This is a genomic window from Marinobacter sp. CHS3-4 (assembly GCF_030053415.1).
Lineage (GTDB): Bacteria > Pseudomonadota > Gammaproteobacteria > Pseudomonadales > Oleiphilaceae > Marinobacter.
In genome coordinates, this window is the sequence record NZ_JASGBJ010000002.1 from 1,118,559 (window position 1) to 1,143,673 (window position 25,115).

28 protein-coding genes are annotated in these 25,115 nt (G+C 56.0%); 15 read left to right on the plus strand and 13 right to left on the minus strand.

All coding sequences use genetic code 11. The annotated features are described in order from the left end of the window. The first annotated feature begins 24 nt into the window (after positions 1–24). Both QLQ17_RS13030 and QLQ17_RS13035 read left to right on the plus strand, forming a co-directional pair. Positions 25–1,272, plus strand: coding sequence for a glycosyltransferase family 4 protein (locus tag QLQ17_RS13030; protein WP_283210008.1), 1,248 nt, complete (start codon positions 25–27; stop codon positions 1,270–1,272). Continuing rightward, entirely contained in the window at positions 1,238–1,804 is a 567-nt protein-coding gene (locus tag QLQ17_RS13035; RefSeq protein WP_283210009.1) for a phosphatase PAP2 family protein, read from the plus strand. Before QLQ17_RS13030 ends, QLQ17_RS13035 begins: the two co-directional genes overlap by 35 nt. On the opposite strand, the gene dinB is transcribed toward QLQ17_RS13035, so the two are convergent. Then, complete coding sequence (dinB, locus tag QLQ17_RS13040; protein WP_283210010.1) at positions 1,788–2,852, minus strand: DNA polymerase IV; 1,065 nt, start codon at positions 2,850–2,852, stop codon at positions 1,788–1,790. The two genes, QLQ17_RS13035 and dinB, sit on opposite strands and share 17 nt — an antisense overlap. Positions 2,853–2,990: 138 nt before the next feature. On the opposite strand from dinB, the gene QLQ17_RS13045 reads away from it, so the two are divergent. The 9 genes from QLQ17_RS13045 to QLQ17_RS13085 all read left to right on the plus strand — a co-directional run bounded on the left by QLQ17_RS13045 (position 2,991) and on the right by QLQ17_RS13085 (position 10,068). Next, on the plus strand, positions 2,991–3,272 hold the full coding sequence (locus tag QLQ17_RS13045) for a DUF1244 domain-containing protein (RefSeq protein ID WP_283210011.1): 282 nt from the start codon (positions 2,991–2,993) through the stop codon (positions 3,270–3,272). Beyond that, positions 3,269–3,655 (plus strand): HopJ type III effector protein, encoded by a 387-nt coding sequence (locus QLQ17_RS13050; protein WP_283210012.1) that lies wholly within the window; start codon positions 3,269–3,271, stop codon positions 3,653–3,655. Before QLQ17_RS13045 ends, QLQ17_RS13050 begins: the two co-directional genes overlap by 4 nt. Continuing rightward, positions 3,655–4,422 (plus strand): septum site-determining protein MinC, encoded by a 768-nt coding sequence (gene minC / locus QLQ17_RS13055; RefSeq protein WP_283210013.1) that lies wholly within the window; start codon positions 3,655–3,657, stop codon positions 4,420–4,422. The genes QLQ17_RS13050 and minC overlap by 1 nt, the downstream gene beginning before the upstream one ends. Positions 4,423–4,454: 32 nt before the next feature. Further along, positions 4,455–5,267, plus strand: coding sequence for a septum site-determining protein MinD (gene minD / locus QLQ17_RS13060; protein WP_283210014.1), 813 nt, complete (start codon positions 4,455–4,457; stop codon positions 5,265–5,267). 3 nt (positions 5,268–5,270) lie between these two features. Continuing rightward, positions 5,271–5,525, plus strand: a complete 255-nt coding sequence (gene minE, locus QLQ17_RS13065; protein WP_283210015.1) for a cell division topological specificity factor MinE — start codon at positions 5,271–5,273, stop codon at positions 5,523–5,525. Positions 5,526–5,711: 186 nt separating this feature from the next. Beyond that, a complete protein-coding gene (locus QLQ17_RS13070; protein WP_283210016.1) occupies positions 5,712–6,488 on the plus strand; it encodes an START domain-containing protein in 777 nt (258 codons plus the stop codon). 55 nt (positions 6,489–6,543) lie between these two features. Further along, positions 6,544–7,041: a CBS domain-containing protein gene (locus QLQ17_RS13075; protein ID WP_283210017.1), complete on the plus strand. Its 498-nt coding sequence runs from the start codon at positions 6,544–6,546 to the stop codon at positions 7,039–7,041. A 32-nt stretch (positions 7,042–7,073) separates the two neighbouring features. Continuing rightward, positions 7,074–8,459 carry a PhoH family protein gene (locus tag QLQ17_RS13080; RefSeq protein ID WP_283210018.1) on the plus strand — a complete coding sequence of 462 codons (1,386 nt, stop codon included), beginning with the start codon at positions 7,074–7,076 and terminating at the stop codon, positions 8,457–8,459. Positions 8,460–8,499: 40 nt separating this feature from the next. Beyond that, a complete protein-coding gene (locus QLQ17_RS13085; protein WP_283210019.1) occupies positions 8,500–10,068 on the plus strand; it encodes a sensor domain-containing diguanylate cyclase in 1,569 nt (522 codons plus the stop codon). A 16-nt stretch (positions 10,069–10,084) separates the two neighbouring features. Here QLQ17_RS13085 and QLQ17_RS13090 read toward each other — a convergent pair whose 3' ends face one another. From QLQ17_RS13090 to QLQ17_RS13115, 6 genes are read right to left on the minus strand one after another with little or no spacing between them, the layout of a single operon-like run. After that, positions 10,085–10,507, minus strand: coding sequence for a secondary thiamine-phosphate synthase enzyme YjbQ (locus QLQ17_RS13090; protein WP_283210020.1), 423 nt, complete (start codon positions 10,505–10,507; stop codon positions 10,085–10,087). Positions 10,508–10,522: 15 nt separating this feature from the next. After that, entirely contained in the window at positions 10,523–11,590 is a 1,068-nt protein-coding gene (locus QLQ17_RS13095; protein WP_283210021.1) for a succinylglutamate desuccinylase/aspartoacylase family protein, read from the minus strand. 1 nt (position 11,591) lies between these two features. Further along, positions 11,592–12,500 carry a 30S ribosomal protein S6--L-glutamate ligase gene (gene rimK / locus QLQ17_RS13100; protein ID WP_283210022.1) on the minus strand — a complete coding sequence of 303 codons (909 nt, stop codon included), beginning with the start codon at positions 12,498–12,500 and terminating at the stop codon, positions 11,592–11,594. Continuing rightward, positions 12,500–12,994, minus strand: a complete 495-nt coding sequence (locus QLQ17_RS13105; RefSeq protein ID WP_283210023.1) for an ATP-dependent zinc protease family protein — start codon at positions 12,992–12,994, stop codon at positions 12,500–12,502. The genes rimK and QLQ17_RS13105 overlap by 1 nt, the downstream gene beginning before the upstream one ends. Further along, positions 12,975–13,862 (minus strand): mechanosensitive ion channel family protein, encoded by an 888-nt coding sequence (locus QLQ17_RS13110; RefSeq protein WP_283210024.1) that lies wholly within the window; start codon positions 13,860–13,862, stop codon positions 12,975–12,977. The genes QLQ17_RS13105 and QLQ17_RS13110 overlap by 20 nt, the downstream gene beginning before the upstream one ends. Before the next feature lie 26 nt (positions 13,863–13,888). Then, positions 13,889–14,707, minus strand: coding sequence for a DUF432 domain-containing protein (locus tag QLQ17_RS13115; RefSeq protein WP_283210025.1), 819 nt, complete (start codon positions 14,705–14,707; stop codon positions 13,889–13,891). A 171-nt stretch (positions 14,708–14,878) separates the two neighbouring features. On the opposite strand from QLQ17_RS13115, the gene phrB reads away from it, so the two are divergent. Beyond that, positions 14,879–16,282: a deoxyribodipyrimidine photo-lyase gene (phrB, locus tag QLQ17_RS13120; RefSeq protein WP_283210026.1), complete on the plus strand. Its 1,404-nt coding sequence runs from the start codon at positions 14,879–14,881 to the stop codon at positions 16,280–16,282. A gap of 1 nt (position 16,283) precedes the next feature. Here the strand turns inward: phrB and QLQ17_RS13125 are convergent, their stop codons facing one another. Genes QLQ17_RS13125 through hemA form a run of 6 tightly spaced genes read right to left on the minus strand, consistent with a single transcriptional unit; the run spans position 16,284 to position 21,659 of the window. Then, complete coding sequence (locus QLQ17_RS13125; RefSeq protein ID WP_283210027.1) at positions 16,284–16,946, minus strand: energy-coupling factor ABC transporter permease; 663 nt, start codon at positions 16,944–16,946, stop codon at positions 16,284–16,286. A gap of 50 nt (positions 16,947–16,996) precedes the next feature. Next, entirely contained in the window at positions 16,997–17,656 is a 660-nt protein-coding gene (locus QLQ17_RS13130; RefSeq protein WP_283210028.1) for a YoaK family protein, read from the minus strand. Between the two features lie 10 nt (positions 17,657–17,666). Beyond that, the gene (locus tag QLQ17_RS13135; RefSeq protein ID WP_283210029.1) at positions 17,667–18,428 is read right to left on the minus strand and encodes a HesA/MoeB/ThiF family protein; all 762 of its coding nucleotides are present in this window, start codon (positions 18,426–18,428) and stop codon (positions 17,667–17,669) included. A gap of 18 nt (positions 18,429–18,446) precedes the next feature. Then, positions 18,447–19,295 (minus strand): peptide chain release factor N(5)-glutamine methyltransferase, encoded by an 849-nt coding sequence (gene prmC, locus QLQ17_RS13140; RefSeq protein WP_283210030.1) that lies wholly within the window; start codon positions 19,293–19,295, stop codon positions 18,447–18,449. Further along, on the minus strand, positions 19,288–20,373 hold the full coding sequence (prfA, locus tag QLQ17_RS13145; RefSeq protein WP_283210031.1) for a peptide chain release factor 1: 1,086 nt from the start codon (positions 20,371–20,373) through the stop codon (positions 19,288–19,290). The genes prmC and prfA overlap by 8 nt, the downstream gene beginning before the upstream one ends. Further along, positions 20,370–21,659, minus strand: a complete 1,290-nt coding sequence (hemA, locus tag QLQ17_RS13150) for a glutamyl-tRNA reductase (protein WP_283210032.1) — start codon at positions 21,657–21,659, stop codon at positions 20,370–20,372. The genes prfA and hemA overlap by 4 nt, the downstream gene beginning before the upstream one ends. 200 nt (positions 21,660–21,859) lie before the next feature. Here hemA and QLQ17_RS13155 point away from each other — a divergent pair, with 200 nt between their 5' ends. The 3 genes from QLQ17_RS13155 to ispE are packed head-to-tail and all read left to right on the plus strand — an operon-like array spanning position 21,860 to position 25,097. After that, positions 21,860–23,611 (plus strand): tetratricopeptide repeat protein, encoded by a 1,752-nt coding sequence (locus QLQ17_RS13155; RefSeq protein WP_283210033.1) that lies wholly within the window; start codon positions 21,860–21,862, stop codon positions 23,609–23,611. Continuing rightward, positions 23,608–24,243, plus strand: coding sequence for a lipoprotein insertase outer membrane protein LolB (gene lolB / locus QLQ17_RS13160; protein WP_283210034.1), 636 nt, complete (start codon positions 23,608–23,610; stop codon positions 24,241–24,243). The genes QLQ17_RS13155 and lolB overlap by 4 nt, the downstream gene beginning before the upstream one ends. Then, positions 24,240–25,097: a 4-(cytidine 5'-diphospho)-2-C-methyl-D-erythritol kinase gene (ispE, locus tag QLQ17_RS13165; protein ID WP_283210035.1), complete on the plus strand. Its 858-nt coding sequence runs from the start codon at positions 24,240–24,242 to the stop codon at positions 25,095–25,097. Before lolB ends, ispE begins: the two co-directional genes overlap by 4 nt. Positions 25,098–25,115 lie beyond the last annotated feature (18 nt).

Genomic DNA, 25,115 nt, shown 5'->3' on the forward strand with positions numbered 1-25,115 from the left:
TGGCCTGCTCTCATAGTGAATGCCATGAAAGCAGAAAGCTCGGGAGATAACGTGACTGAAACAAGCCTGGTGATGACGGATAAGCGACACATTAGCATTGTTTCTGAGACCTTTCCGCCGGAAGTCAACGGCGTCGCCAATACGCTTCGCTATCTGTGCGAAGCGCTGGTGAAACGCGGCCATCAGGTATCGGTTGTCAGGCCCCGGCAACACAGCGCAGATCAAGCGTTCATCAAGATGGACGGCAGCCAGCTTTGTCACCAGTCCACTCTCGTCACAGGCATTCCTATCCCGGGCTACAACGATCTGCGATTCGGCATTCCAGGCCCGGGCCGTTTGATGCGGCTGTGGCGTCGCAATCCGCCGGACGCGGTTTACGTTGCCACCCAGGGGCCGCTGGGCATCAGCGCTGTGAACACGGCACGAAAACTCGGCATTCCGGTCAGTTCAGGCTTCCACACCAACTTTCACAGCTACAGTCAGTATTACGGCGCTGGCTGGCTTGAAGCCCTGCTTTGCCGATATGGGCGCTGGTTTCACAACCGCACGGCAGTCACGCTGGTTCCGACCCGAAAAACCATCAATACCACCAAAGCAATGGGCATTGGACCAACAGCACTCTGGAGCCGCGGGGTAGACTGCGAACTGTTTTCACCGGCCAAACGCAGCTCCTCGTTGCGAGCATCCTGGGGATTATCACCGGAAGATCTGGCGGTTATCTACGTCGGGCGGCTGGCACCAGAGAAGAACGTGCAATTAGCAGTTTCCTGTTTCGAACGCCTGAAAAGCCTGCATCCAACGGCAAAGTTCATCCTTGTGGGCGATGGCCCTATGCGAACCCGCTTGTCAGAGCGCCATCCGGACTATGTGTTTACAGGCATTCAGCGCGGCGAAACCCTGGCGCAGCACTATGCGTCGGGCGATCTGTTCCTGTTTCCCAGCAAAACCGACACCTTTGGCAATGTCGTTACCGAAGCCATGGCCAGTGGGCTGGGGATTGTGGCGTTTGACGATGCCGCCGCCAAAGAGCATATCCGCCACGGCGACAACGGTCTGAAGGCCCGTCTGGACGACAGCGAGGCCTTCGTCAGCCAAGCCTTTCGCCTGGCCGACCAGCCGTCCTTTACCAAGCGCATTCGGAACCAGGTCCGGATGGACGCCCTTGATATGGACTGGGCATCGCAAGTGGAACGATTCGAGAACCTGGTCATTCATCCGCCACAGGAGACGCGCAGAGATGTCCGTCACAAGCAAAGTCTCACAACTTTTTGATCTGGTCGACCAGAGGGAATTCCGGCTCTGCCAGTCCATCAATCAACTGCTGCGCTACCGGCCTGTGCGGCGGTACTTCAGCCTGGTCAGCCGGCTGGGCGATGGCTGGCTCTGGTACCTGATCATTCTGGCCATGCCGATCATTGATCCTGAACGCGGGCTTTCTATCGCCCTGGCCATGGTAACAACCGGTCTGCTCTGCACAGTCCTCTATAAATTCCTGAAACACCGGCTGATACGGGAGAGACCGTTTATCTCATTCAAGGCAATCAATTGTGCTGTGCCACCGCTGGACCGATACAGTTTTCCGTCAGGACACACCCTGCACGCGGTCTGCTTTAATACCATGCTGGCCGTCGCTTCGCCGCAGCTGGCTCTTGTACTGCTGCCATTTACCGTCAGCGTCGCAGCATCAAGAGTGGTTCTCGGGCTGCACTACCCGACCGACGTAGCCGCCGGAGCGTCAATCGGTGGCACATTGGGCGTCCTGGCCACCCAACCGTTGGTTGATCTGTTCAGTCGAACAGTCTGAGCTGCGTGGTGGGCGACTCGTCATTGCGAAATCTCACCCCCAGCCCCAGCAGACGCACCGGGCGTTCGGTATTGGTCACCAGCTCATCCAGCAATGGCTGGTAGTCGTCCAGCTCAGGCTGTTGAATCTGGTCGCGAACGCGCTCTAGGGTGTGGGTGGAAAAATCGCTGTATCGAATCTTTATAAACAGCTTATGAATGGGTTTTCGCCCTGCCTTGCGGCTGAGCCGAAGGTTCAGATCTGCCACCAACGACGCCATCACTGACTCGCACGCCTGTTTGTCAGGCAAATCCTGTGAAAAGGTGCGTTCCACGCTCACCGACTTGGCAATGCGCGACACCACCACGTCCCGGTTATCGCGTCCAAAGGCCATCTCTCGCAACCGGTAGCCCTGTTTGCCGAACCGGTCCAGCAAGTCTTCTACCGGAACCTGCTGCAAATCGCCGCAGGTGGAGACTCCCAGGTCATGCAACTTCCCGGCAGTGACTTTTCCTACACCAAACAGCTTTTCCACCTGCAGTTGCTGGACAAATCCATCCACCTGATCCGGTGTGATCACGAACAGACCATCCGGTTTTTCCCAGTCACTGGCAATCTTGGCAAGAAACTTATTAGGCGCCACACCGGCGGAAATGGTAATACCCACTTCGTCCCTGACTCGTTGCCTCAGATGCTTTGCCATCAGCGTGGCGCTGCCCTTGTGATCGGTCACCTCTGTGACGTCCAGAAAGGCCTCGTCCAGAGAAAGCGGCTCGACCAGGTCGGTCAGTTCTCTGAGAATGGCCATTACCTGTCGTGAGACACTGCGATAGCGATTCATGTCCGGCGGAACAGTCACCAGGCCCGGGCAGAGCCTTCTTGCCTCGCCTCCCGGCATGGCTGATCGTACACCGAACGCTCGCGCCCGATAATTGCAGGTGGTCACCACGCCGCGACCTCCCTGCCCGCCTACGGCCAGCGGCACATCCCTGAGAGTCGGGTCGTCACGCATCTCTACGGCGGCATAGAAGCAGTCGCAGTCAACGTGAATGATTTTTCGCTGGGTCATGGCGCTGCCATTCGGAATAGCGTTACGATCAAGTCCTGGATCTGTACATATGTACAGCCTTGTATCTTAAGGTAACATGCAGAGAATGTCAGGATCGTGCTAGACGAACCGCCAACAATGTCAGAGGTAAGCGACACCATGACTGACCAGATTCCCGAAAATTCCCAGACTGAAATTGAAGCCGCTGCTTTCCGCAAACTGGTAAGCCACCTGCGCGAGCACACAGAAGTCCAGAACCTCGACCTGATGAACCTGGCGGGGTTCTGCCGTAACTGCCTGTCAAAATGGTATCGCGCCGAAGCCAGCGAGCGTGGCTTTGAGCTGTCAGATCCGCAGGCACGCGAAATTATTTACGGGATGCCCTACGAAGAATGGAAAGCGGCCTATCAAACCGGGCCCAAACAGGATCACAAGGAATGAATGTCAATGAGAGGGTGAGAATCCACCTCGCCTCCATTGATGCAGGCCACGGACACTTCAAAGATACGCTGGAGTTGATCAGCGCAGCCTTCGATTACGAACCGGCCGGCTTTCATAACGGGCCACTGTTCAACGCCGCGGGAGAAAACGAAGGCTCATGCCGTGTATTCTCCCTGGCCCAGTACTGCAACCTGAATGAATCAGACACCTTGCGCCTGTTTGCAGAACACTACCAGAATGTGTTGGATGACCCGGCCGGTGACAGCCATGGCAATATCCGCCAGTTTATGACGACCGGGTGGTCCGGCATTCGGTTTGAACAACCACCATTACGCAAACGCCCGGCCACAGGCCCGGGAGACAACACCGAAGAGAGCCTTTAATGACTGATACCGCTGCTTCTGGCGTCACCCAGTGTTTTCAGCTGAAAAGTGCCAGTGTGTCCATGACGGCACTGGAACTGTATTTTTTTCACGAAAGCGATTTTGAACAAACCCTTCGGGACAAGATCAGCCAGGCCCCTGGCTTTTTCAAAGACATTCCGTTGGTCATCAGCCTGGAAAAATACGAAGGACTGAGCAGCGAGCTGGATTTTTTTAAAATTATTGGCGCCTGTCGCCGCCACAACATCCATGTGATCGGCGTACGTGGCGGTGACGACGACCAACGCAGACTTGCCAGAGGCGCATCGCTGGCCTTGCTGCCGGGAGGTGGACAGCGCGATCGAGACATCGCCGAGACCGGACCCCAGCCTTCAGAAACCGCGGGGGCAGACACCGCACAACCGCCACCGGCCAGAGAGGTTGCCGAGCCTGCAGCGGCAAAAATCATCAATCAACCGGTCAGGTCTGGCCAACAGGTCTATGCACCGGAAGGGGATCTGATTATCCTCGCGCCCGTTCAGGCGGGCGCCGAAGTGCTGGCGGCGGGCAATGTTCATGTCTATGGCCCACTCAGGGGCCGAGCGCTGGCCGGGATACATGGGGCTGAACATGCCCGGGTTTTCTGTCAGTCTCTTGAAGCAGAGCTTGTGTCCATCGCTGGACACTATAAAATCTCGGAAGATCTTCAGGATAACGGTTGGAAAACCGCCGTACAGATCCAACTCAAGGACGAACTTCTGGTGGTAACACCACTGGACAAGGGCTAAGTTCGAATTCACTGCAAAACAGGAATGCAATTTTGGCTAGAATTATTGTCGTTACCTCAGGTAAGGGTGGCGTAGGTAAGACCACAACCAGCGCCTCTATCAGTACAGGCTTGGCGAAACTCGGCCACAAAACCGTGGTAATCGATTTCGACGTGGGCCTTCGCAACCTTGATCTCATCATGAATTGCGAACGCCGGGTGGTTTACGACTTTGTGAACGTCATTCAGGGCGAAGCCACCCTCAACCAGGCGCTAATCAAGGACAAACGGGTAGATACACTATCCATCCTGCCGGCGTCTCAAACCCGAGAGAAAGAAGCCCTGACCAAAGACGGCGTTGAAAAAGTCATCAACGAGCTGTCTGAGCGCTTCGACTACATCGTGTGCGATTCACCGGCCGGGATTGAGCACGGCGCCCTGATGGCGTTGTACTATGCCGACGAAGCCATTGTGGTGACCAATCCGGAGGTTTCCTCTGTCAGGGATTCCGACCGAATCCTGGGCATTCTCCAGAGCAAATCCCGCCGCGCCGAAATGGGCCAGGATCCGGTAAAAGAGCACTTGCTGCTCACCCGCTACAACCCGGACCGCGTCGAAAAAGGCGAAATGCTTTCAGTCGCCGACGTGGAAGAAATTCTGGCGATTCCCTTGCTGGGTGTGATACCGGAGTCACAGGTTGTCCTCAACGCCTCCAACCAGGGCGTTCCCGTAATCTTGGAGGAAGACAGCGATGCCGGACAGGCCTACGAAGATGCCGTTGCACGTCTGCTGGGGGAAGAGCGCGAACACCGCTTCATGTCCTCGCAGAAAAAGGGTTTCTTCTCACGGATGTTCAAGGGGGGCTAAGGGATGAGTTTCCTGGATTATTTCAAAAGCAAGAAGAACACCCGTACTGCCAGTGTTGCCAAAGAACGCCTGCAGATCATCGTCGCCCATGAGCGTGGCCAGCGCGGGCAGCCGGACTACCTGCCGCAGCTGCAAAAAGAACTGGTGGAAGTCATCCGCAAATACGTCCAGATCAGTGACGACATGGTCCAGGTTGAGGTAGACAGAACCGACAGCCATTCTGTGCTGGAACTGAACGTCACACTCCCCGAGCACTGACCTCCTATATCTTAACGCCGAGACCGTTGTCACTTTCTCATGCAACGGTTTCAGGCGTCAGATTGGGCCATATTTCGCCTGGTTCCAATCGATGAGATACGCAGTTCACAAACCCCGTATCGGACACGGCTGAACTATCGGCAGGCGTGGTAGACTCCCGCCATTATTTTCAAGGAAGTATTTGTGATGCAAACACCGAACACCCACGATGTTCGGCGGCCTGTTGCCAAATTGGCCGTGCGAGTTGCGGTGACTGCCCTTTTGGCATTGTTTATGCCGGTGGCGGCTGCCGAATTACCAACTGAAAACGATAAAGGCTGGGATCTTCGTAAGGAAACCGATTCCATTCAGGTGTATACCATTGATCAGCCAAACTCCAGTTTCCAGGCCTTCAAGGCAGTGGCGATGCTGGACACCTCCATCGAGAACCTGATGGCGGTAATGATCAACCCCAAATCCTGCGTAGAGTGGGTTCATAATTGCTCCGAGTCCTACGCATTCGGTGACGGCGATTTTCGCGATCGTTACGCCTACTCCATCAATGATATGCCCTGGCCGGTTGCTGACCGGGACTATGTGCTGCGTATTCGCACCCACGGTAGCGAAAGTGAGGGCGATATCATCATGGATCTGAACGCTGTGCCCCAGCGGCGGGACGTGAACGAAGACTACGTAAGAGTCGACCGCTCGGACACGCTTTACCGTTTCACTCCGATGGGTGATCAAACCCGCATGGTCTGGATTCAGCACACCGAACCGAATGGTTCCATACCTGGCTGGCTCGTGAATTCGCTGTTGGTGGATATCCCGATCAAGTCCATGGAAGAACTGGAACGGGTGGCCCGCAAAGATCGTTATCAGAACTACACACTGGTTTATGACGATGACGGGCACCTGACCGCCGTCGTTCCCGCGTCATCAAACGCTCAATCAGGGGATGACGAGTCCGAGCCGAACAGCTAAGCTCTAGGTTAATGGAATGCCCCGCGCCTAACCGTCAATGGGAGCCTTATTGTCGATGACCGTTCTCGCCCACGAGATCATGACCCCCAGCATCAAAGCCGTACCACAATCATGGACGATGGATCGGCTGGCAAGATTCCTCACCGACAACGAAATCACCGGCAGCCCGGTGACCGACGATTCAGGCGAAATCGTCGGCATTGCCACTCTCAAGGACATCACCGAATTTCGTTGGAATGCCAGCCGCGCCGACAACTCTGACAATCCCATGACGGCGGAGGAAGAGCAGGAAGCTCGTCGCTTGCGCATGGTCATTTTCGAGGAAATGGGAAAGGTGCCGGTAGAGGTAAGGGACATCATGACACCCATCGTACTTTCCGTTGACGAGCAAACCCCGGTTCAGGACATTGCAGAACTGATGATGAAAGAGCATCTGCATCGAATCTTTATCACCAAAGAGAAAAAAATTACAGGTATCGTAACGACCTACGATATGCTGAAACTGATCTCCGACAAGGAGCTCACCCAACGCTGTGCCGGAAACGGCGGCTGACCAAAAGGTTGAACAGAGAGGTATCGCACCCTATGCCAAGAGCATCGCAGGCTCGCAGAAAGATGTATGTCCTCGACACCAATGTGCTGATCCACGACCCCAACGCCCTCCTGAATTTTGAAGAACACGATGTCATCCTGCCGATGACGGTCCTTGAAGAACTCGACAGCCTCAAATCCGGAAAACAAGCCGTCGCCGCCGATTGCCGTCAGGCCATCCGCAACATCGACAAATTGCTGGGTGATGCCAGCCCTCGAGACATCGAAAAAGGCGTTCCCATCGTCAGAGCCAAGAAAGCAGAGCCACTCGGCGCCCTGTCGATTCTGATGAGCACTGAATACCACGGCAACCACGGCCTGCCAGAGCACCTCAACGATAACAAGATCATCAATACCCTTGCCGCCTTGCAGGCCCGCCATCAGGATCGGGACATCATTCTGGTCAGCAAAGACATCAATATGCGGCTCAAGGCCCGCGGCTTTGGTGTGGAGGCTCAGGACTACCACAACGACATGTTGCTGGATGACATTGACCTGCTGCCCAAAGGGTATAAAGAATTTTCAAATTCCTTCTGGGACACCATCGAAAAGGTGGAAACCATCCAGCGGGAAGGCATAACCGAGCATATCCTGAGAAAGGAAGGCGAGCTCGCCAAGTTGACGATCAATGAATTTGTCATTGACGAGCAGGGGTTCGTTGGCAAGGTTTCCGATGTCAGTGAAGACCAACTTGTTATCCGCGACCTCCATCAGCACGATCTGATGAACGAGGAAGTCTGGGGACTGATTCCCAGGGACATCTACCAGGCCATCGCGCTGAACCTCCTGCTGGATCCGGACATTCATCTGGTCAACCTCACCGGCTCGGCGGGTTCCGGTAAAACCATTCTGGCGCTTGCTGCCTGCATCGAAATGACTGTGGCGAGCAAGATCTATAAACGCATCATTGCCACCCGCAGCACCCAGGGGCTGGATGAAGATATTGGTTTCCTGCCCGGCACGGAAGCGGAAAAAATGGAGCCCTGGCTGGGTGCCATCGTGGACAACCTTGAGGCACTCCACGAAGACGACGAGAACATGACCGCCAGCGTGGACTACATCCTCAGCAAAGTGCCGCTGCACTTTAAATCCATGAACTACATTCGTGGCCGCAGCTTCCAGCACAGCCTGATCATTATTGATGAATCACAAAACCTGACGCCGCACCAGATCAAAACTATCATTACCCGTGCGGGTAATGGTTCCAAAGTGATCTGTCTGGGCAACCTTGCACAGATCGATACGCCCTACTTGAGCTCGCTGAGTTCGGGCCTGACCTACATGACCGAGCGGTTCAAGAGCTTCCGGCATGGGGGTCACATTCACCTGCAGGGCGTCCCAAGGTCTGTTCTGGCGGAGTATGCGGAGGCCAATCTCTGATCTTCATGCCCCGGCCGGCACGCAACAGGAAAACTGGCCTATGTCGATTTCAACGAAAACGGCACTCCCCATCATTCTGATGGCCATCCTGTTGTCGCTGTCGGCTTTTCTGATTCAGCGCAACCTGATTCTGCCCGCCTTCACAAACATCGAAAAAGACCAGGCCAAAGACAACATCGACAGGGTCGTTCGTCGTCTGGAGGGTGAACTGAGAACAGTCGATTTCACGGTTTATGACTGGTCGTCCTGGGATGACACCTATCGTTTTCTGGAAGACCAGAACGATGCCTACGTTTCTTCAAACCTGAATGCTGACACCTTCTGGAATTACGGTTTTGAAATCGCCCTGATGATGGACATGGAGGGTACACCTGTTTGGGCGGGCGTTTATGACTTCCAGGCCGAAGAGGGCAGCGTGGACCAGACCGGGCGGCATCTGGCCGACATCCTTTCCACCGCCAACAGACTGAGCCAACAAATCGACCTGGAAGCCGACATTGACGATCGCAAGATCAGCGGTGTGTTTGAACTGGACGGCACACCAGTTCTGTATTCCATGCGACCAGTGCATCGAAGTGACGGATCTGGAGAACCCCGAGGATTCGTAATGTTCGGTCAACGATTGAGCGCAAAACGACTGGCCGACCTCGCCCAGCAAATTGTTCTGACATTCACGGTAGCACCGGTTAACCAGCAGACTCTGAGCGACACAACAACGCCTTATACCATCAAGGCGCTGGATGACGAACATTTGAAGGCGACCAGATTACTGACTGTCGACAACAAGCCGCAGCTTGAAGCCTCTGTCATTCTGGAAAGGAACATCGCCCGACTCGGCTCGGAGATAACCCTTTATAGCGTTTCCGTGTTTGTATTACTGAGCCTGGTGTTGTCTGCCATGCTTCTGGTGCTTTTCCGCAATCTTGTCGTGCGGCCCATACTGGACCTCAAGCGCGATATATCCAGTATCTCGAACGCCATGGATTATTCCATGCGGGCACAGATCCGAAACCATGACGAAATCGGACTGTTGTCCCAAGAGTTCAATTCCATGCTAAACGTCATCGAGTCCAATAATAGACAACTGAAAAAGCTCACCGAGACCGATCCCCTGACCGGTCTTTACAATCGCCTGGCGCTGGACCGAAAACTGCAGCAGGCGTGGAGTATCCTGACCCGTACCGGTGACCCGCTGTCGGTATTGTTGATTGATATCGATCATTTCAAAGCTTTCAACGACCACTACGGGCACTTGGCCGGCGATGATTGCCTTATCCGAATTGCCAGTATTCTTCAGGATACGATCAAAAGAGATACCGATATGGTCGCGCGATACGGGGGCGAGGAGTTTCTGATTGTTCTGCCGGGCACGTCCGCACGGGACGCCCAGATCATTGCCAAGAGCCTGATAGACGCAGTGGCCGAAGCAAGAATCGAGCATCATCTCAGTATGGTAAAACCTTACGTCACGGTCAGCGTGGGACTCTCTGCCGTTACACCTTCCCCGGAATACAGCCTTAAAGAACTTATCAGCTCTGCTGACAAAGCACTGTATCGAGCCAAGGAGCAGGGACGTAATTGTGTCTGCTCAGCGCCACCTTCGGGCTAGCCAGCAACCAAACTTTTCATCGGCCCTGCAACGTAGCGATGACACGCCGACCGCCAACGCTGTTCCGGTGTTCGCAGAGGTAAATACCCTGCCAGGTGCCCAATGCCAACCGGCCATCCCGCACAGGTAACGTCAGTGATGGGCCAATCAGCACGCTTTTGATGTGTGCGGGCATGTCATCTGGCCCTTCCATCGTATGCTCATAGTGTGGCGCGTTTTCCGGAACCATCACGTTTAAGTGGCGCTCCAGGTCGCCTCGCACATCCGGGTCGGCGTTTTCGTTCACTGCCAGAGACGCAGACGTGTGTTGGATAAACAAATGAAGCAGTCCCACCTGGCAATCGCCCAGGTTCGGAACCCGGGCGAGCAATTCGCGTGTCACCAGATGAAAGCCCCTGGGCATGGGCGGCAATTCAATGATTGTTTGTTCCCAGATCATCACTGCCTCCGTGGGTTACTTCTGATTCTCATCCCAGGGATGCACAGGGACAACCGCATCACCGACGTCTGATTCATAGCTGCTGCGGAAATAATCCATGGCTTTTTCTGCCTCGCTGAGTTCGTCGAACCGGGCAATGTGGTAGATCGCCTCGCCCTCGTTTACCAGGGGCAGATTATTCACGCAAATGACAATGCCTGAACAGGGAGACACCACAGCGTTTTCCGATTCACCGAACGGATCGGCCACCATGGCCAACCGTTGGCCCTTGCGAACCTTCTGCCCCAGACGGGCGACCGGGCGCATGATGCCGTCTGTATCAGTGCGCACCCACTGCGAATTCGCGGCCGTTTCTGAGCGCTTCTTGGGCGCTTTGGGGCCTTTGCGGGCAGGGATCATTTCCAGGTTGCGCATCACGCGAACGACGCCTTTGACACCACTCGAAATCACCACCTCGTCAAACCTAAGGGCTTCGCCGCCCTCGAACGTGATTACCGGAATGTCCTGGGAGTCGGCGTAGGCTCGCAGGCTGCCTTCACGCAGGCTGGCGTTGATAATGATGGGCGCGCCGAACGCTTCCGCCATGCGGGTGGTTTCCGGGTTTTTCAGCTCGGCCCGAATCTGAGGCAGGTTGAACCGATGAATTGCGCCGGTGTGCAAATCGATGATGTGCGAGACATTTTCCATGATCTGCGTGCGCAACAGATAGGCAATGCGCCCACCCAGCGAGCCGCTCTCTGTGCCGGGAAAACACCGGTTCAGATCCCGCCTGTCCGGCAGATAACGGGTGCGCTGCACAAATCCAAAGATGTTGACGATGGGCACTGCGACCAGAGTGCCCCGCAGGTGTCTCAAAGCGGAATTCTTCAACACCCGGCGAACAATCTCTACGCCGTTAATCTCATCACCATGGATAGCGCCACACACCATCAATACCGGACCCGGCCGACGGCCATGAACCACTTCGACCGGAATATGGAGAGGCGTGTGGGTGTAGAGTTTGGCAACTGGCACCTCAACTGTTTTTCGGGTACCTGCAGGAATTTCTTCTCCTGCAATCACAAAGGGCGAGCGTGCCGCCATATCAACCGCCCCCGCCTTTGGTGCGAGTTTTCCAGGGCTTCTGGTTTTTCTCGGTCCAGTTAATGATCATGCCCGCGATGTTCTTGCCGGTAGCAGTTTCAATACCTTCCAGCCCGGGCGAGGAATTCACTTCCATCACCAGCGGGCCCCGGCTGGAACGAAGCAGATCCACACCGGCGACGTTCAGGCCCATGGCTTTCGCCGCCGCTATCGCCGTGCGACGCTCCTGCGGTGTGATGCGAACCAGCGAAGCGGTACCACCGCGGTGCAGGTTGGAACGAAATTCGCCTTCACCACCCTGGCGCTTCATGGCGGCAATCACTTTGTCACCAATAACAAAGCAGCGAATATCGGCACCACCGGCTTCCTTGATGAATTCCTGAACCAGGATATCTGCTTTCAGGCCCATGAAGGCTTCAATCACACTTTCCGCCGCTTTGCGGGTTTCGGCCAGCACCACACCAATGCCCTGGGTGCCTTGCAACAGTTTGATGACCACCGGTGCGCCACCCACCATTTGCAACAGTTCGGGGACGTTATCCGGCTTGTTCGCGAAACCGGTCACCGGCATGCCAACGCCTTTTCGGGCCAGCAGCTGCAGCGAGCGAAGCTTGTCCCTGGAACGGGTGATGGCAACGGATTCGTTCAGTGGAAACACACCCATCATCTCGAACTGGCGCAGCACGGCCGTACCGTAGAAGGTCACCGAGGCGCCGATACGAGGGATCACCACATCGAAATTTTCAAGCACTTCTTCGTGGTAGTGAATTCTGGGGTCAGCCGACGTGATATTCATTGAGCAGTGCAGTGCATCAATGACCTTTACGTCATGCCCTTTATTAATACCCTCTTCTACCAGGCGACGGGTGGAATAGAGGTGTCGGTTTCGCGACAGAATCGCAATCTTCATTATTTCGTCCTTAGAGCCGGCTCACCGGCAAGGTAGGAACATTCAGGAACTACAAATGCCCGGCCAGCCATTGCCGTGCGGCCAAGCAGCATTCGAAAACGCATGGAATCCCGATTGGTCAGAGTCATTTCAATGGGCCATTCCTCACCGCCGATGATCAGCCGGGTTTCAATCACCAGCCTCAATTCCTTGTGCCCGCCAGAATCCGACACGTTACGTTCATCCAATATAGGGGCATCACATTCCACCACCTGGTGCAGGTCATTCTGCACCGGGTGGACCCAGAATTTCACCCGCCGCTGGCCGTCCAGCGTGTAGGGCTCGGTGCGGAACGTATGCAAACAGGAGGTTCTGGCGCCAGTATCGACTTTGGCTTTGATTCTGCCAATATCAAACTCCGGCAAAGACACCCATTCCCGCCAGCCCAGGGGCATCTTGTCCTCGATGCTGTTCAACGCTGGGCCGTTGGTACTCTCATCCTTTTTGGTCGGCATCCTGCTCTCCTGCCTTGGGTAAATGCTCCGGGCTTAACAACTGAACCCGGAAAGGTTCGGAATGGCTACCCGCGTACACACTGGTGTGGGGGAAGGGAATCTCGATACCTTCGTCGTCCAGCGCCTGTTTTATATCCACCATCATCTGGCTTCTACCTTCCAGCACCTTATCGCTTGGCAACCAGAAGGAAAACTGCAGATCCACTGAAGAAGGCCCGAACCCCGTGACCAGAACAAAGGCCTTGGGTTCTTCGAGGCTGTGGGGGTTCTTCCGGGCCAGATCAAGCAATAACGTCTCTACACGGCTAACGTCTTCGGCGTAGGCAATGCCTACCATCAGGTCCAGGCGACGGATCGGGAATCGAGAGCGATTCACCACGCGGGTTTTTATCAGCGTTTCGTTCGGAATTCGTACATACAGGTTGTCTGGCGTGCGCAGCTTTACGCTCAGCATATCAATGGCAACGACTTCGCCGATGGTGCCTTCTACCTCGATCACGTTCCCAATTTCAAACGGTTTTTCGACAAGCAGAAACAGGCCGCTGATCATATTGGACGCGGACGTCTGCGACGCAAAACCAACGGCAACGGTCAATATCCCGGCGGCGCCCAACACCACGTCCAGTGAAAATCCCGCTTCCCGTAGCGCCGCAACCAGAAAAATCACAAGAACGACGTAGAACACCAGCCGCCGCATCATCACCGTGTGGTGACGAGAGGCCCGCTCCTGCATGAACCTGGTTACGCCACGTGCCGACAGGGACGCCAGAACACCACCCAATACCACCAGGAAGCACACGCCAATCCATTTGCCCCATTGGATATTGGCTATGAACGCAGTGAACCCCGTTTGAAGTTCTTCAGGCAAAAGACAGTCTCCGTTGCAAAGAAAGATTATCCGAACATTCGGTCGTAAGCTTTAATCAGGCCGCCGCGGGACGTTTGCTCCCTTGCAGCGGTCACCAGGGAACAGTCACCTGCTTCCGCAACCACCCCTGAATCGACCCGAAGCCGGGCCGAATTCATGCCCGACTCACAATACACCGTCACCCTCGGCGTCCAAAGTTGCCCCTGCTTATTTCGATGCAACGATAGCAACGGAGTGGGCAAACTGAACCTTTCCAGCAACAGAGGTTCGTCCTGCTGATTAACGATTCGCACAGGCGTGATGGCTCGCCATGGGCGCTTGGGTACCGCATCGAGCACGAGCCGGGCGAAGGTTGCGGCGGAATAGCAGAGCTCCCCTTCCATTGTATTCCTGCCTACCCAGGTCATCATCGGGTCAGCGAGCGGGAGCTCAAGCAATTGGGTTTGCTTGTTACCCACCAGAATGCGCATCCACAGGAGGGTGCCCACGTATATGGTGCATTCGGTGTCTGCAGGAATGGTCAGTGGCTGATAGGGGCGTATCACCATGGCCAAACGCGACATGACTGGTTGGTAAACGACCTCGTGGCCAGCGCCAGGCCGCACAAAACGCTGAACGGCCAGATCTGGATTTGGCGCAGTGTCGGTAACCGTTTGCAGCCAACGTTCCTGATCGTCGTCTTCGGCCATGCGCCGGAAACGAACCTGCCATTCCTGGTCAAGACAACTGACCCAGACCTGAGTATGGCTCAGTTCATGGTAGTGGGTTTCGCCCGGGTTCAGGTTGTAGGCTGTGGCCCATTGGCCGTCCTCCATAATTATCTTGGCGTCTTCCTTTCTGGTCATTGCGGCCTGCTTTCGTCTATCAAAGCTGAGAACTTATTGGAGAACTCGTTGGAGAACTCGTTGGATAGGTCCTTGAGTTTATTAATAACTATAATCCAAACAAGGGATTCCAGCGAATACACCAGTATTGGCGCTAAACGTTAAACTTATGATTTCCATATAGGATCCTCCATGACGCAGCTGGTCTGGTTTCGAAATGATCTCAGGGTGGCAGACAACGCAGCCCTGACTGCAGCCTGCAATCACCAAGAGCCGGTCCAGGCCTGCTTCATTGTGTCACCCGGTCAGTGGAAAGAACACGACTGGTCACCCGCTCGCGTCAAACTGGTTCTGGAACACGCCAACGCGCTTTCCGAAACGCTCGCAAAGCTCGGTATCCCGATGACCTTTATCGAGGCTGACACCTTCGAAGAAAGCGTGACTGCGATGTCGAGATTTTGCGGGCAGCGAAGTATCCGGCATGTGCATTTCAATGAGGAGTACGCAGTTAACGAAAGGCTGCGGGACAAGGCGGTTAAAGCCGAGCTGGACAAGGCCGGAATAGCGGTCAACAAGTACCGGGATCAGACGGTCGTTCCGGTGGGCAACATTCTGACCCAGCAGAACGAACCCTATTCGGTGTTTACTCCGTTCTCCCGCAGCTGGCGTCGCTGGGTGGACGATAACAACCCATCAGTTTTTCCCGCGCCCAAAGCCATTGGCGAGCCTGTACGGCCAGAGACCTACACGAAGTTTCCCCGGGGTTTCCCGGAGCCACCGCCGGCCCTGGTCAACACCGGCGAGGATGCAGCGCATAACCAGTTGGAGAAATTCCTGGACGAACGGGCCGGTGACTATAAAGATCAGCGGGATTTCCCCGCCGTGAACGGCACCAGCATCATTTCCCCTTACCTGGCCAGCGGCATCCTGTCGGGACGTCAATGCATGATTGCTGCACAGCAGCACGACGGCATCGGCGCAAGTGAAACCGGCCTGGCCACCTGGACCAGTGAAATAGCCTGGCGGGATTTCTACATCAATATCCTTTACCACTACCCAAGGGTGAGCATGAACCGGGCATTCAAGCCAGACACCGAGGCGCTGGTCTGGAACGAGCCCGGCGAAAAGTTCGAAGCCTGGAAAACGGGTAACACGGGCATTCCGATCGTTGATGCCGCCATGCGCCAGCTGAACCAGACCGGCTGGATGCATAACCGCCTGCGCATGATCACGGCCATGTTCCTGACCAAAAACCTGTTTATCGACTGGCGACTGGGCGAGGCCTATTTCATGTCAAAACTGGCAGACGGATTTCTGGCCTCCAACAATGGCGGCTGGCAGTGGAGCGCGTCGACGGGCACCGACTCCGCACCCTATTTCCGGGTGTTCAACCCGGTTACCCAGAGTGAACGCTTCGACCCCAGTGGCGCATTTATAAAGAAATATCTGCCAGAACTTGCCAGATTCGACGCCAAGGCGATTCATCAGCCAGGAAAAAAGGGCGTTCTGCCAAAGGGCTACCCCAAACCTATCGTCGATCTGAAAGAAAGCCGCAAAGAGGCCATTGCCAAATTTCAAGCGCTGAAGAAGGACTGAATCATCGGCGGTAACGTCGTTGGTCGAGCGTCTTGAGTCTATCCGGGTGAAACACCATCAAGCCTGTGACAAAGGCCCCGTTGGCAAAGCCCTCCGGAATCATGAATAGCGGCAAATAGCGTAGATACTCGTGAACCAGCTGATCGAAGCTGTAGACGCCGCCCGTCCAGAGCAGCAGACACATCATCAAGCCCGCACCCGCCACTGCCAGCCCGGCGCCAAAGAAACCGCAGAAAAATATATAGGCGAAGAAATTTCGAAAGTTCCGGCGCCGCTCCCAGCCCATTATCCAGTAGCTGATCAAAACCGGAATCATGACCGTTACCAGACCGTTTGCCGCAAAAGCGGATAACGGCTCCTGACCAGTAACAACGGTTAGCAACAGGGCCATAAGCCCCGCCAGCACGGCGAGAGACCAGCCCATCATAAGGGTGATCACGGTAACGCCAAGCACATGGATAGACAGCCCTGGTGAGAGGCCGGCCCGCAGGTGCCACAAGAAACCCAGAACAAGGGCGGCGCCATAAAAGGTGTGTTGCAGCAGATTGTCTTTGCGAAATTCTCGCCAATCTGTGCAGCGGACAGCAGCAACCAGAATGATCAAGAAAAGAAGTCCGGTCAGCACCATCTGGCTTTGAGTAAGCAGATTCTCGGTCATACCCATGTCTTAGATAGCCCCCAGCCTGATTCCACATCCGGAATACGAATATTTATTCAGACAGATTTAAAGGCATAAATCTTGTAGCAGCCCGCCAGCGCCAGGCAGGCCAGGCCCGGCACCAGTAATGCCTTGAACTTCAGGATGCCGAACAGGTACGCGCCGAACACGCCGCCAATCACGAAGCCTGAGATAATCAACCCGAATAAAATGGCTTTTCGTTTTTCAAAGGCTTCGCCTCTGAACACCTTACCCAACATGATCCCAAGGTCCGTAAATATGCCCGTCAGATGAGTGGTACGAACAATCGCACCGCTGTAGGTGGTGGCCATTGCGTTCTGAATACCGCAGGCAGCAGACGCCGCATAGTGCCCGTAAGAAGAGCCCTCGGACAAAAAATAGAAGGCTGTGAAGATCAACAGTGATTCGATTAACAGTGCAGTATCGTAATGGCGACCAAGCTTCAACGCGCCACCATGAAGCAGGAACCCGGAGATTGCAGCCCCGATAAAAAAGGCCAGCAGTATCCCGCCCAAGTGCAGCGAGCCAGCCAAGGTGCCGGTCAGAATACTGGTACCCATTAGGGTCGCGGTTCCGGAAAGGTGGGAGACCGATTGGTGCTCAAAGCCCATAACGCCAATGGCGTTGATGCAGCCGGCAATAAAAGCCAGAACAAAAGCGCCGTATTCAATCCATCTGGGTAACTTTGAAATCAAGATTGTTGACCTAGCGTTTCGGACTGCCGACGCCACACACCGGGCACCCCGGATCACGAGCCAGTTTCATTTCCCGCCATTCCATGTGCCAGGCGTCCAGAAGCAACAGGCGGCCAACCAGAGGCCTGCCAATGCCGGTAATCACCTTGATGGCCTCCATGGCCTGGGTGGCGCCGATCATGCCAACCAATGGCCCGATTACCCCGGCTTGCGAACAGCTCAGTTCTTCGTTGCCCTGCTCCGGATACAGACAGTGGTAGCAGGGGCTGGACTCGTCGCGTGGGTCGTACACCGAGAGTTGCCCCTCGCCACGAATAGCTGCGCCGGAAATCAACGGAACGCCGGCTGATACGCTGGCGCGGTTAAGCGCGAAACGAGTGGCGAAGTTGTCCGTGCAGTCAACCACCAGACTGGCAGCGGCCACCTGCTGCTGGAGCGACTCGTCGGCCAGGCGTTCTTCGATGGTTTCTACCGTTACTTCCGGGTTGATTCGACGAACCCTCTCGGCGAGCGCCTGAGCTTTGAGCTCCCCCAAATCGCCGTGTTCAAAAGCGACCTGGCGCTGCAGATTCGCCAGTTCAATGCGGTCGTCATCGACGATCGTCAGGTGGCCGACACCGGCGGCACCCAGATACAGGGCAACCGGGCAGCCCAGACCACCCGCGCCGACGACAAGCACGCAAGCCGATTTCAGGCGGGCCTGGCCATCGATATCAAAGTTGGGCAGGAGTATTTGCCGGCTGTAGCGCAGAAGTTCTTCATCGTTCAGCATCTGTTTTGCTCTCTGCAATCATTCAGGGACACCAACACAACCCAGGGTAAAACGATCTCTCCGCCCGTAGTCCTGTCGGGTTTCAATGTGTCGGAATCCAGCGTTCTTGAATAGCGCTTGTACCGCCGCCCCCTGATCATAGCCGTGCTCGATCATCAACCAGCCATCAACGTCCAGCCATTCTGGCGCGGTGGTGACAAGTTGGCGAATATCATCAAGCCCATCCTTGCCAGCCACCAGGGCCGACTCAGGTTCAAAACGGACATCGCCCATTGTCAGGTGCTCGTCCTCTGCCCGGACATAGGGCGGGTTAGAGACAATCAAATCGTAACGGGCGGCTGGCAAATCGGCGAACCAGTTGCTTTGCAGCACCTGAACCGGAAGACCGAGTGCGTCAGCGTTAGTTCTGGCCAGCAAAACAGCCTGTGCTTGATCATCACAGGCCTGAACATGCCAGTTGGGCCGCTCACTGGCCAGTGCCAGCGCAATGGCGCCACTTCCCGTCCCAAGATCCAGAATCTTTGCGGTTGAAGGTAGTGGCAGTTCCAGAGCGGCTTCGACCAGGCATTCGGTGTCAGGCCTGGGTATGAGGGTAGACGCATTCACTTGCAGACGCAGCGACCAGAACTCCTGCTCGCCAAGCAGATGCGCAATGGGTTCTCCGTTAATCCGTCGTTGAACCAGGGTATTGAATAGCTCAATGATATCTGCGGAGGGCTCGCGCTCGGGCCAGGCTCTGAAGCTGGTACGACTCCAGCCGGTCAGATGGCTCAACAACAACTCAGCGTCCAGTCTGGGCGACTCGCCACCAATAGCCTTGGCGGCGCTCGCCAGCAATGCTTCGCAGGTAGGCGCCTGATCAGTCATCGGCCAGCGAAGCCAGCAGGTCAGCCTGATGCTCCTGCTGCAACGGGCCAATCACCGCATCCAGATCGCCGGACATCACTTCGTCCAGCTTATAAAGCGTCAAATTGATGCGGTGGTCCGTCACCCGGCCCTGCGGAAAGTTGTACGTTCGGATACGCTCGGAACGGTCACCACTGCCCACCAGGCTCTTGCGGGTCTCAGCCATGGTTTTCTGCTGGCGCTCCAGCTCATCGTTCTGCAACCGCGACGCCAGAAAACTCATGGCCTTGGCACGGTTCTTGTGCTGTGAACGCTCTTCCTGACATTCCACCACGATGCCCGTGGGAATGTGCGTGATGCGAATGGCGGAATCGGTTTTGTTGACGTGCTGACCACCGGCACCTGAGGCGCGGAAAGTATCGACACGAAGGTCGGATTTATTGATGTCGACCGCTTCCGCTTCGTCTGCCTCGGGCATGACCGCGACCGTGCAAGCCGAGGTATGAATCCGGCCCTGGGATTCGGTTTCCGGCACCCGCTGTACCCGGTGGGCACCTGACTCGAACTTGAGCGCGCCGTATACGCTGGGCCCGGCAACCCGGGCAATCAGCTCCTTGTAACCGCCATGCTCGCCTTCGCTCTCGCTAAGAACTTCCACCTGCCAGCGATGGGCCTCGGCATAGCGCAGGTACATTTTGAACAGATCGCCGGCAAAAATGGCCGCCTCGTCGCCGCCGGTGCCCGCGCGGATTTCCAGAAAGACGTTTTTGCCATCGTTTGGATCCTTGGGCAGCATCAAACGCTGTAGCTCTTCGTCCAGCTCTTCGCTTTTCTGCTCGGATTCTCGAAGTTCTTCCTCGGCCATGGCCCGCATATCGGCATCGCCATCTTTGGCAAGTTCAGCGGCTTCCGCAACGTCGTCACGAGTCTGCTGCCAGGCTTTAAAGCACTGAATGATCGGTTCTATCTCTGCGAATTCTTTGGACAGGTCCCGGAATTTATCCTGGTCGGCGATGGTGGCCTGATCGCTCAACAACGCGCTGACCTCCTCGAAGCGGTCACTGAGCTGCTCGAGTCGGGACTGTATCGATGGCTTCATAGTTTTTCCGGAATGGTCGGTTCGTCGGCTTCCGGCGCGTCCAGCTGATGCAGCTCTCTGAGCCACTCAGTGACCTCCGGCCTGCCCTCGGTGGTTGCCTTGCGAACCTGAACGGATGGCTCGTGCAGAAGTTTATTGGTTAACCCGCGCGCCATGCTGCGCAACACGGTTTCGGGGTCGGCGCCGTTGCGCAAAGCCCGCACAGCCTTTTCCGTTTCGGAGTCGCGCAGGGTTTCGGCTCGCTGGCGGAACTGTTTTAACGTGGACACCGCGTCCAGCGCCCGAAGCTGACTCAGAAATTGATCAACGCCGTCTGACACCAGGTTCTCTGCTTCCCTGGCTGCCCCCTCACGGGACCGGACGTTTTCTTCAATCACCTGCCGCAGATCATCTACGGTATACAGGAATACGTCCGCCAGGGAAGCCACTTCCGGCTCGATATCGCGGGGAACTGCAATATCCACCATGAAGTACGGACGGTGTTTACGCTTCTTCAGGGTGCGCTCGACGGCACCCTTGCCGAGAATGGGAAGCGGGCTGGCGGTAGAAGAAATAATAATATCCACGTCCGCGAGATACTCTGGAATCTCGGACAACAGAATGCCTTTGCCACCGCGTGCATGTGCGAGGTTCTGGGCCCGTTCCAAAGTACGGTTCGCGACCAGAAAGTCCTTGACCCCGGCGTCTGCCAGATGACGAGAGACCAGCTCGATGGTTTTACCGGCACCGATCAGCAACGCCTTGTGTTGCGACATATCCGAAAAGATATGGTGCGCCATGCTCACGGCGGCATAGGCCACAGACACCGGGTTTTCACCAATGGCGGTCTGGGTACGAATCCGCTTGGCGACAGAAAAGGTCTGTTCGAACAGGCGCGACAGAAAGCCGCCGCTGGCCTCGTGCTCACGAGCGAGTGCGTAAGCATCTTTCAACTGCCCCAGAATCTGTGGCTCGCCCAGCACCATGGAATCCAGCCCGGCAGCAACGCGCATGACGTGCCGAACCGCCTCGCCATCGCGATAAACATAGAGGGCTTCCTCGAGATCACCGGCCGGTAGGCCATGAAAGCCCGCCAGCCAACGCAAAACCAGCGGAACGCAGTCATCGTCACCTGCCAGGTAAAGCTCGGTTCGGTTGCAGGTGGAGAGAATGGCTGCTTCCGATGCCCCGGACATGGCTTTCAGCTCGGCAAACGCATCGCCTATCCGATCCGGCGAAAAGGCGACGCGTTCGCGAAGCTCAACCGGCGCGGTCCGATGATTTATTCCGAGGGTGACCAATGCCATATCGGGTGACTACTGCCTTAGAACGTTGGGAATTCTCTTTATTTTAACGGTCGGAAGCCGCAGCGGCTACCCGAAAGCACCACGAAGCCCGCTCTGATGTCATGAAATGACGGTAAGTGCTGACAGGTTGGGCAACCCAGGGCGCTTATGCCATGATACAGACTTGTTGATTCCAGCCTCACCTGATCATGGGATATTGCATGCAAAAGCCTGCTTTAACGCTTTTTCTCGGTCTTTTAGGACTTTCACTGGCTGGCTGTGCCTCCTTCAATACGGCCAAAGACATCGAATCCAGCGCTGACACCGAACAGCCCCAGGTAGAGGCTCCTGCTCCCGAACCCGCCAAGATCGAGTACGCAGATTTTGAACCGGAAGTTCTGTATCTGCTGCTATCCGGTGAAATTGCCGCCCAGCGCGGTCGCTACGACGTCACCCTGGTGAACTACCTGAAGGCCGCCAAGCAATCACGTGATGTAGGCGTCATCCAGCGCTCAATGCGCATCGCCCAATCCCTGAACGCCGACAATGCCCAGACTCAGCTTGCCAATCTCTGGGTGGAGATCGAACCGGACAATCTACAAGCACACCGGGTTCTGGCCATTCAAGCCGTGAAAAAGAACGACCTGGAAGGTGCGCTGGGCCACATGGAAACCATCATGGACCTGGGCGGCGATGCCGATTTTGACAGCCTGGCCGCCATGGCTGGCAACCTGCCCGCAGAACAACAACAGGAATTGCTATCGCTTTACCGGCAACTGGAACAACGCCACCCCAACAACCCGGAATTGCAATACAGTATCGCGCTCCTGTTAAAAGCAACCGGGCAGCCCGAACAGGGGCTTGCCCAATTAGAACCGCTACTGGAAGAAAATCCGAATTTTCAGCCGGCTCTGGTATTGAAAGGCGACCTGCTCTACGAAACCGGCGAAACCCGGCAGGCTCTGGACCACCTCCTTCGAAACACCCGGCGTTTTCCTGAAAACCGCCAGATGGGCACCCTGTACGGGCGCATGCTGATCGGCGAAGGGGAACTTCGTTCCGCCCAGGACGAGTTCAAGCGACTGGTTAATCTGTTTCCTGACGTTCCGGGCCTCAGGCTCTCACACGCCCTGGTCGCCCTTGAAAACGGCGAAACCAAGCTGGCCGAGGAAGAACTCACCAGGCTCATCGAACAGGGCCACCACTCCAATGAGGCCCACTATTATCTGGGCCGGATTGCGGATCAGAACAACCGCCCTGAGCAGGCCATCGGGTTTTATCAGAATGTCGAATCCGGCACCTATTACTTCCCTGCCCTCGCCAGGGCCAGCGAACTGAAGGCCGAACAGGGTGACCTGACTGGCGCTCTGGCCGACATCCAGACTCTTCGAGAAAGTAACCCCAAACAGGCTGAGAACTTCTGGCTGCTGGAGGTCAATCTGCTCTCCGATCAGGGCAGCAAGCAGCAGACCCTGGAGTCGGTCAATTCTGCTCTGGAGGCCTTTCCAGGGAACGTTCAGTTACGCTACGCACGCGCAATGCAGCTGGACTCCATGGGCCGTTATCAAGACGCCGAGGAAGACCTGCGAACAATTCTTGAAGCCGAACCTGACAATGCCGTCGCGCTGAACGCTCTGGGCTACATCCTGACAACCCGGACAGAGCGTTATGACGAAGCCCAGGACTTGATTGAACGAGCGCTGGAACTGGATCCCGAGAACCCGGCCATCCTCGACAGCATGGGCTGGGTGTTGTTTCAAAAGGGCAAAACTGAGCAAGCACTGGATTACCTCACTCGGGCCTGGGAAGTCTTCCCCGACCCCGAGGTGGCCGCTCATCTGGGCGAAGTGCTCTGGAAAACCGGCGACAGAACGCAAGCCCGAGTAATCTGGGATGACGGCCTGGAAGAAGACCCGGATCATCCGATTCTGAATGAAACCATTGACCGGGTAACGGGAGAAGCGGCGCAGTGATTCGTCACTTAACACTGCTTACGCTTCTTCTGATCCTGGGAGGCTGTGCGTCCATTGATCTGGAACCGCTGCCGGAAGGGCTCACTGACGAGCAGCCGGCAAGCTGGACACAGAAGCAGACCAGACTGAACGAGCTGAGTAACTGGCAGCTGTCCGGCAAGCTTGCCGTGCGCCAGCCTTCCGATAGCGGCACCGCGATCATTAACAGCTGGGTCCAGAACGGCAACCGTTACGACATCGGCCTTTCTTCCTCCTTTCTCGGCATGGGCAGCACCCGCCTGAAAGGAACCACGGAATTTATTGAACTGACATTACCAGGAGGCGATCGCTATCAGTCTGGCGATCCAGAGGCTCTGGTCGAGGCCGCCACTGGCTGGCAACTTCCTCTCAGCAATCTGGCCCGGTGGATTAAAGGCTTGCCAGGTGCCAACGGGGATTACCGCCTGCTGTTTGATCGCCAAGACCAGCTCGCCCTGATACGCCAACAGGGTTGGGAGATCCGGTACGATCGCTGGAACCGCTTTATCAGCGACTTTCCTGCTCTGCCTGCCCGCCTGACCGCCGTTAAGGGCGAAAAACGCGTCAGGCTCGTTGTCACTGACTGGCGCGTTTCAGGCGAATCCGACCTATGACCGACCTGACCCTGCCATCACCCGCCAAGCTGAATCTTTGCCTACACATCGTTGGCAAACGGCCCGACGGCTATCATGAACTGCAAACCCTGTTTCAGTTTCTGGACTTCGGGGACGACCTCACCTTTACGCTGCGCGACGACAACCACATTGTGCTCGCCAAGCCAATTGAGGGCGTACCAGACGAAGACAACCTGATCGTCCGGGCCGCGCGCCTACTGGCTGAAACCACCAGTGATCCCATTCCGGGTGTCACCATCGACATCCAGAAGAGGCTGCCCATGGGTGGCGGGTTGGGTGGTGGCAGTTCTAACGCAGCCACCACCCTGCTGGCACTGAACAAACTCTGGAAACTCGAACAGCCGCTGGAACGGCTTGCGGAACTCGGGCTTGAGCTGGGTGCCGATGTGCCCGTATTCGTCCATGGGCACGCTGCGTGGGGCGAAGGCGTGGGAGAAAAGCTCACGCCAGCGGCCCCGCCCGAAGATTGGTTTGTGGTGCTCAAGCCAGATTGCAACATCAGCACCGGAGAGATTTTTTCCCACCAAGGGTTGACAAGAAACACCCCCAGAATCAAAATAGCGCCCGCTTTTGAGGGAGACGCCTCGACGTACCGAAACGATTGCGAGGATGTGGTCCGCAGACTGTATCCCGAGGTTCATCAAGGCCTGGAGTGGCTTGCACAATTCGGACCTGCAAGATTAACCGGAACCGGGGCTTGCATATTTGGACGTTTCCCAACAGAATCCAAAGCCCGGAATATCTGGGCAAGCAAACCTTCCGGCATCAACGGGTTCGTAGCTAAAGGGGTGAATATTTCACCGCTTCACACAAAGCTGACAGAGCTGAACTGATGCCAAAAAAGCACGATA

Excerpts from the sequence above, each read along its gene's own strand:
- QLQ17_RS13030 (WP_283210008.1), top strand. The coding sequence starts at position 25 with ATGAAAGCAGAAAGCTCGGGAGATAACGTGACTGAAACAAGCCTGGTG.
- QLQ17_RS13035 (WP_283210009.1), top strand. The coding sequence starts at position 1,238 with ATGTCCGTCACAAGCAAAGTCTCACAACTTTTTGATCTGGTCGACCAG.
- dinB (WP_283210010.1), bottom strand. The coding sequence starts at position 2,852 with ATGACCCAGCGAAAAATCATTCACGTTGACTGCGACTGCTTCTATGCC.
- QLQ17_RS13045 (WP_283210011.1), top strand. The coding sequence starts at position 2,991 with ATGACTGACCAGATTCCCGAAAATTCCCAGACTGAAATTGAAGCCGCT.
- QLQ17_RS13050 (WP_283210012.1), top strand. The coding sequence starts at position 3,269 with ATGAATGTCAATGAGAGGGTGAGAATCCACCTCGCCTCCATTGATGCA.
- minC (WP_283210013.1), top strand. The coding sequence starts at position 3,655 with ATGACTGATACCGCTGCTTCTGGCGTCACCCAGTGTTTTCAGCTGAAA.
- minE (WP_283210015.1), top strand. The coding sequence starts at position 5,271 with ATGAGTTTCCTGGATTATTTCAAAAGCAAGAAGAACACCCGTACTGCC.
- QLQ17_RS13070 (WP_283210016.1), top strand. The coding sequence starts at position 5,712 with ATGCAAACACCGAACACCCACGATGTTCGGCGGCCTGTTGCCAAATTG.
- QLQ17_RS13075 (WP_283210017.1), top strand. The coding sequence starts at position 6,544 with ATGACCGTTCTCGCCCACGAGATCATGACCCCCAGCATCAAAGCCGTA.
- QLQ17_RS13080 (WP_283210018.1), top strand. The coding sequence starts at position 7,074 with ATGCCAAGAGCATCGCAGGCTCGCAGAAAGATGTATGTCCTCGACACC.
- QLQ17_RS13085 (WP_283210019.1), top strand. The coding sequence starts at position 8,500 with ATGTCGATTTCAACGAAAACGGCACTCCCCATCATTCTGATGGCCATC.
- QLQ17_RS13090 (WP_283210020.1), bottom strand. The coding sequence starts at position 10,507 with ATGATCTGGGAACAAACAATCATTGAATTGCCGCCCATGCCCAGGGGC.
- QLQ17_RS13095 (WP_283210021.1), bottom strand. The coding sequence starts at position 11,590 with ATGGCGGCACGCTCGCCCTTTGTGATTGCAGGAGAAGAAATTCCTGCA.
- rimK (WP_283210022.1), bottom strand. The coding sequence starts at position 12,500 with ATGAAGATTGCGATTCTGTCGCGAAACCGACACCTCTATTCCACCCGT.
- QLQ17_RS13105 (WP_283210023.1), bottom strand. The coding sequence starts at position 12,994 with ATGCCGACCAAAAAGGATGAGAGTACCAACGGCCCAGCGTTGAACAGC.
- QLQ17_RS13115 (WP_283210025.1), bottom strand. The coding sequence starts at position 14,707 with ATGACCAGAAAGGAAGACGCCAAGATAATTATGGAGGACGGCCAATGG.
- phrB (WP_283210026.1), top strand. The coding sequence starts at position 14,879 with ATGACGCAGCTGGTCTGGTTTCGAAATGATCTCAGGGTGGCAGACAAC.
- QLQ17_RS13125 (WP_283210027.1), bottom strand. The coding sequence starts at position 16,946 with ATGGGTATGACCGAGAATCTGCTTACTCAAAGCCAGATGGTGCTGACC.
- QLQ17_RS13135 (WP_283210029.1), bottom strand. The coding sequence starts at position 18,428 with ATGCTGAACGATGAAGAACTTCTGCGCTACAGCCGGCAAATACTCCTG.
- prmC (WP_283210030.1), bottom strand. The coding sequence starts at position 19,295 with ATGACTGATCAGGCGCCTACCTGCGAAGCATTGCTGGCGAGCGCCGCC.
- prfA (WP_283210031.1), bottom strand. The coding sequence starts at position 20,373 with ATGAAGCCATCGATACAGTCCCGACTCGAGCAGCTCAGTGACCGCTTC.
- hemA (WP_283210032.1), bottom strand. The coding sequence starts at position 21,659 with ATGGCATTGGTCACCCTCGGAATAAATCATCGGACCGCGCCGGTTGAG.
- QLQ17_RS13155 (WP_283210033.1), top strand. The coding sequence starts at position 21,860 with ATGCAAAAGCCTGCTTTAACGCTTTTTCTCGGTCTTTTAGGACTTTCA.
- ispE (WP_283210035.1), top strand. The coding sequence starts at position 24,240 with ATGACCGACCTGACCCTGCCATCACCCGCCAAGCTGAATCTTTGCCTA.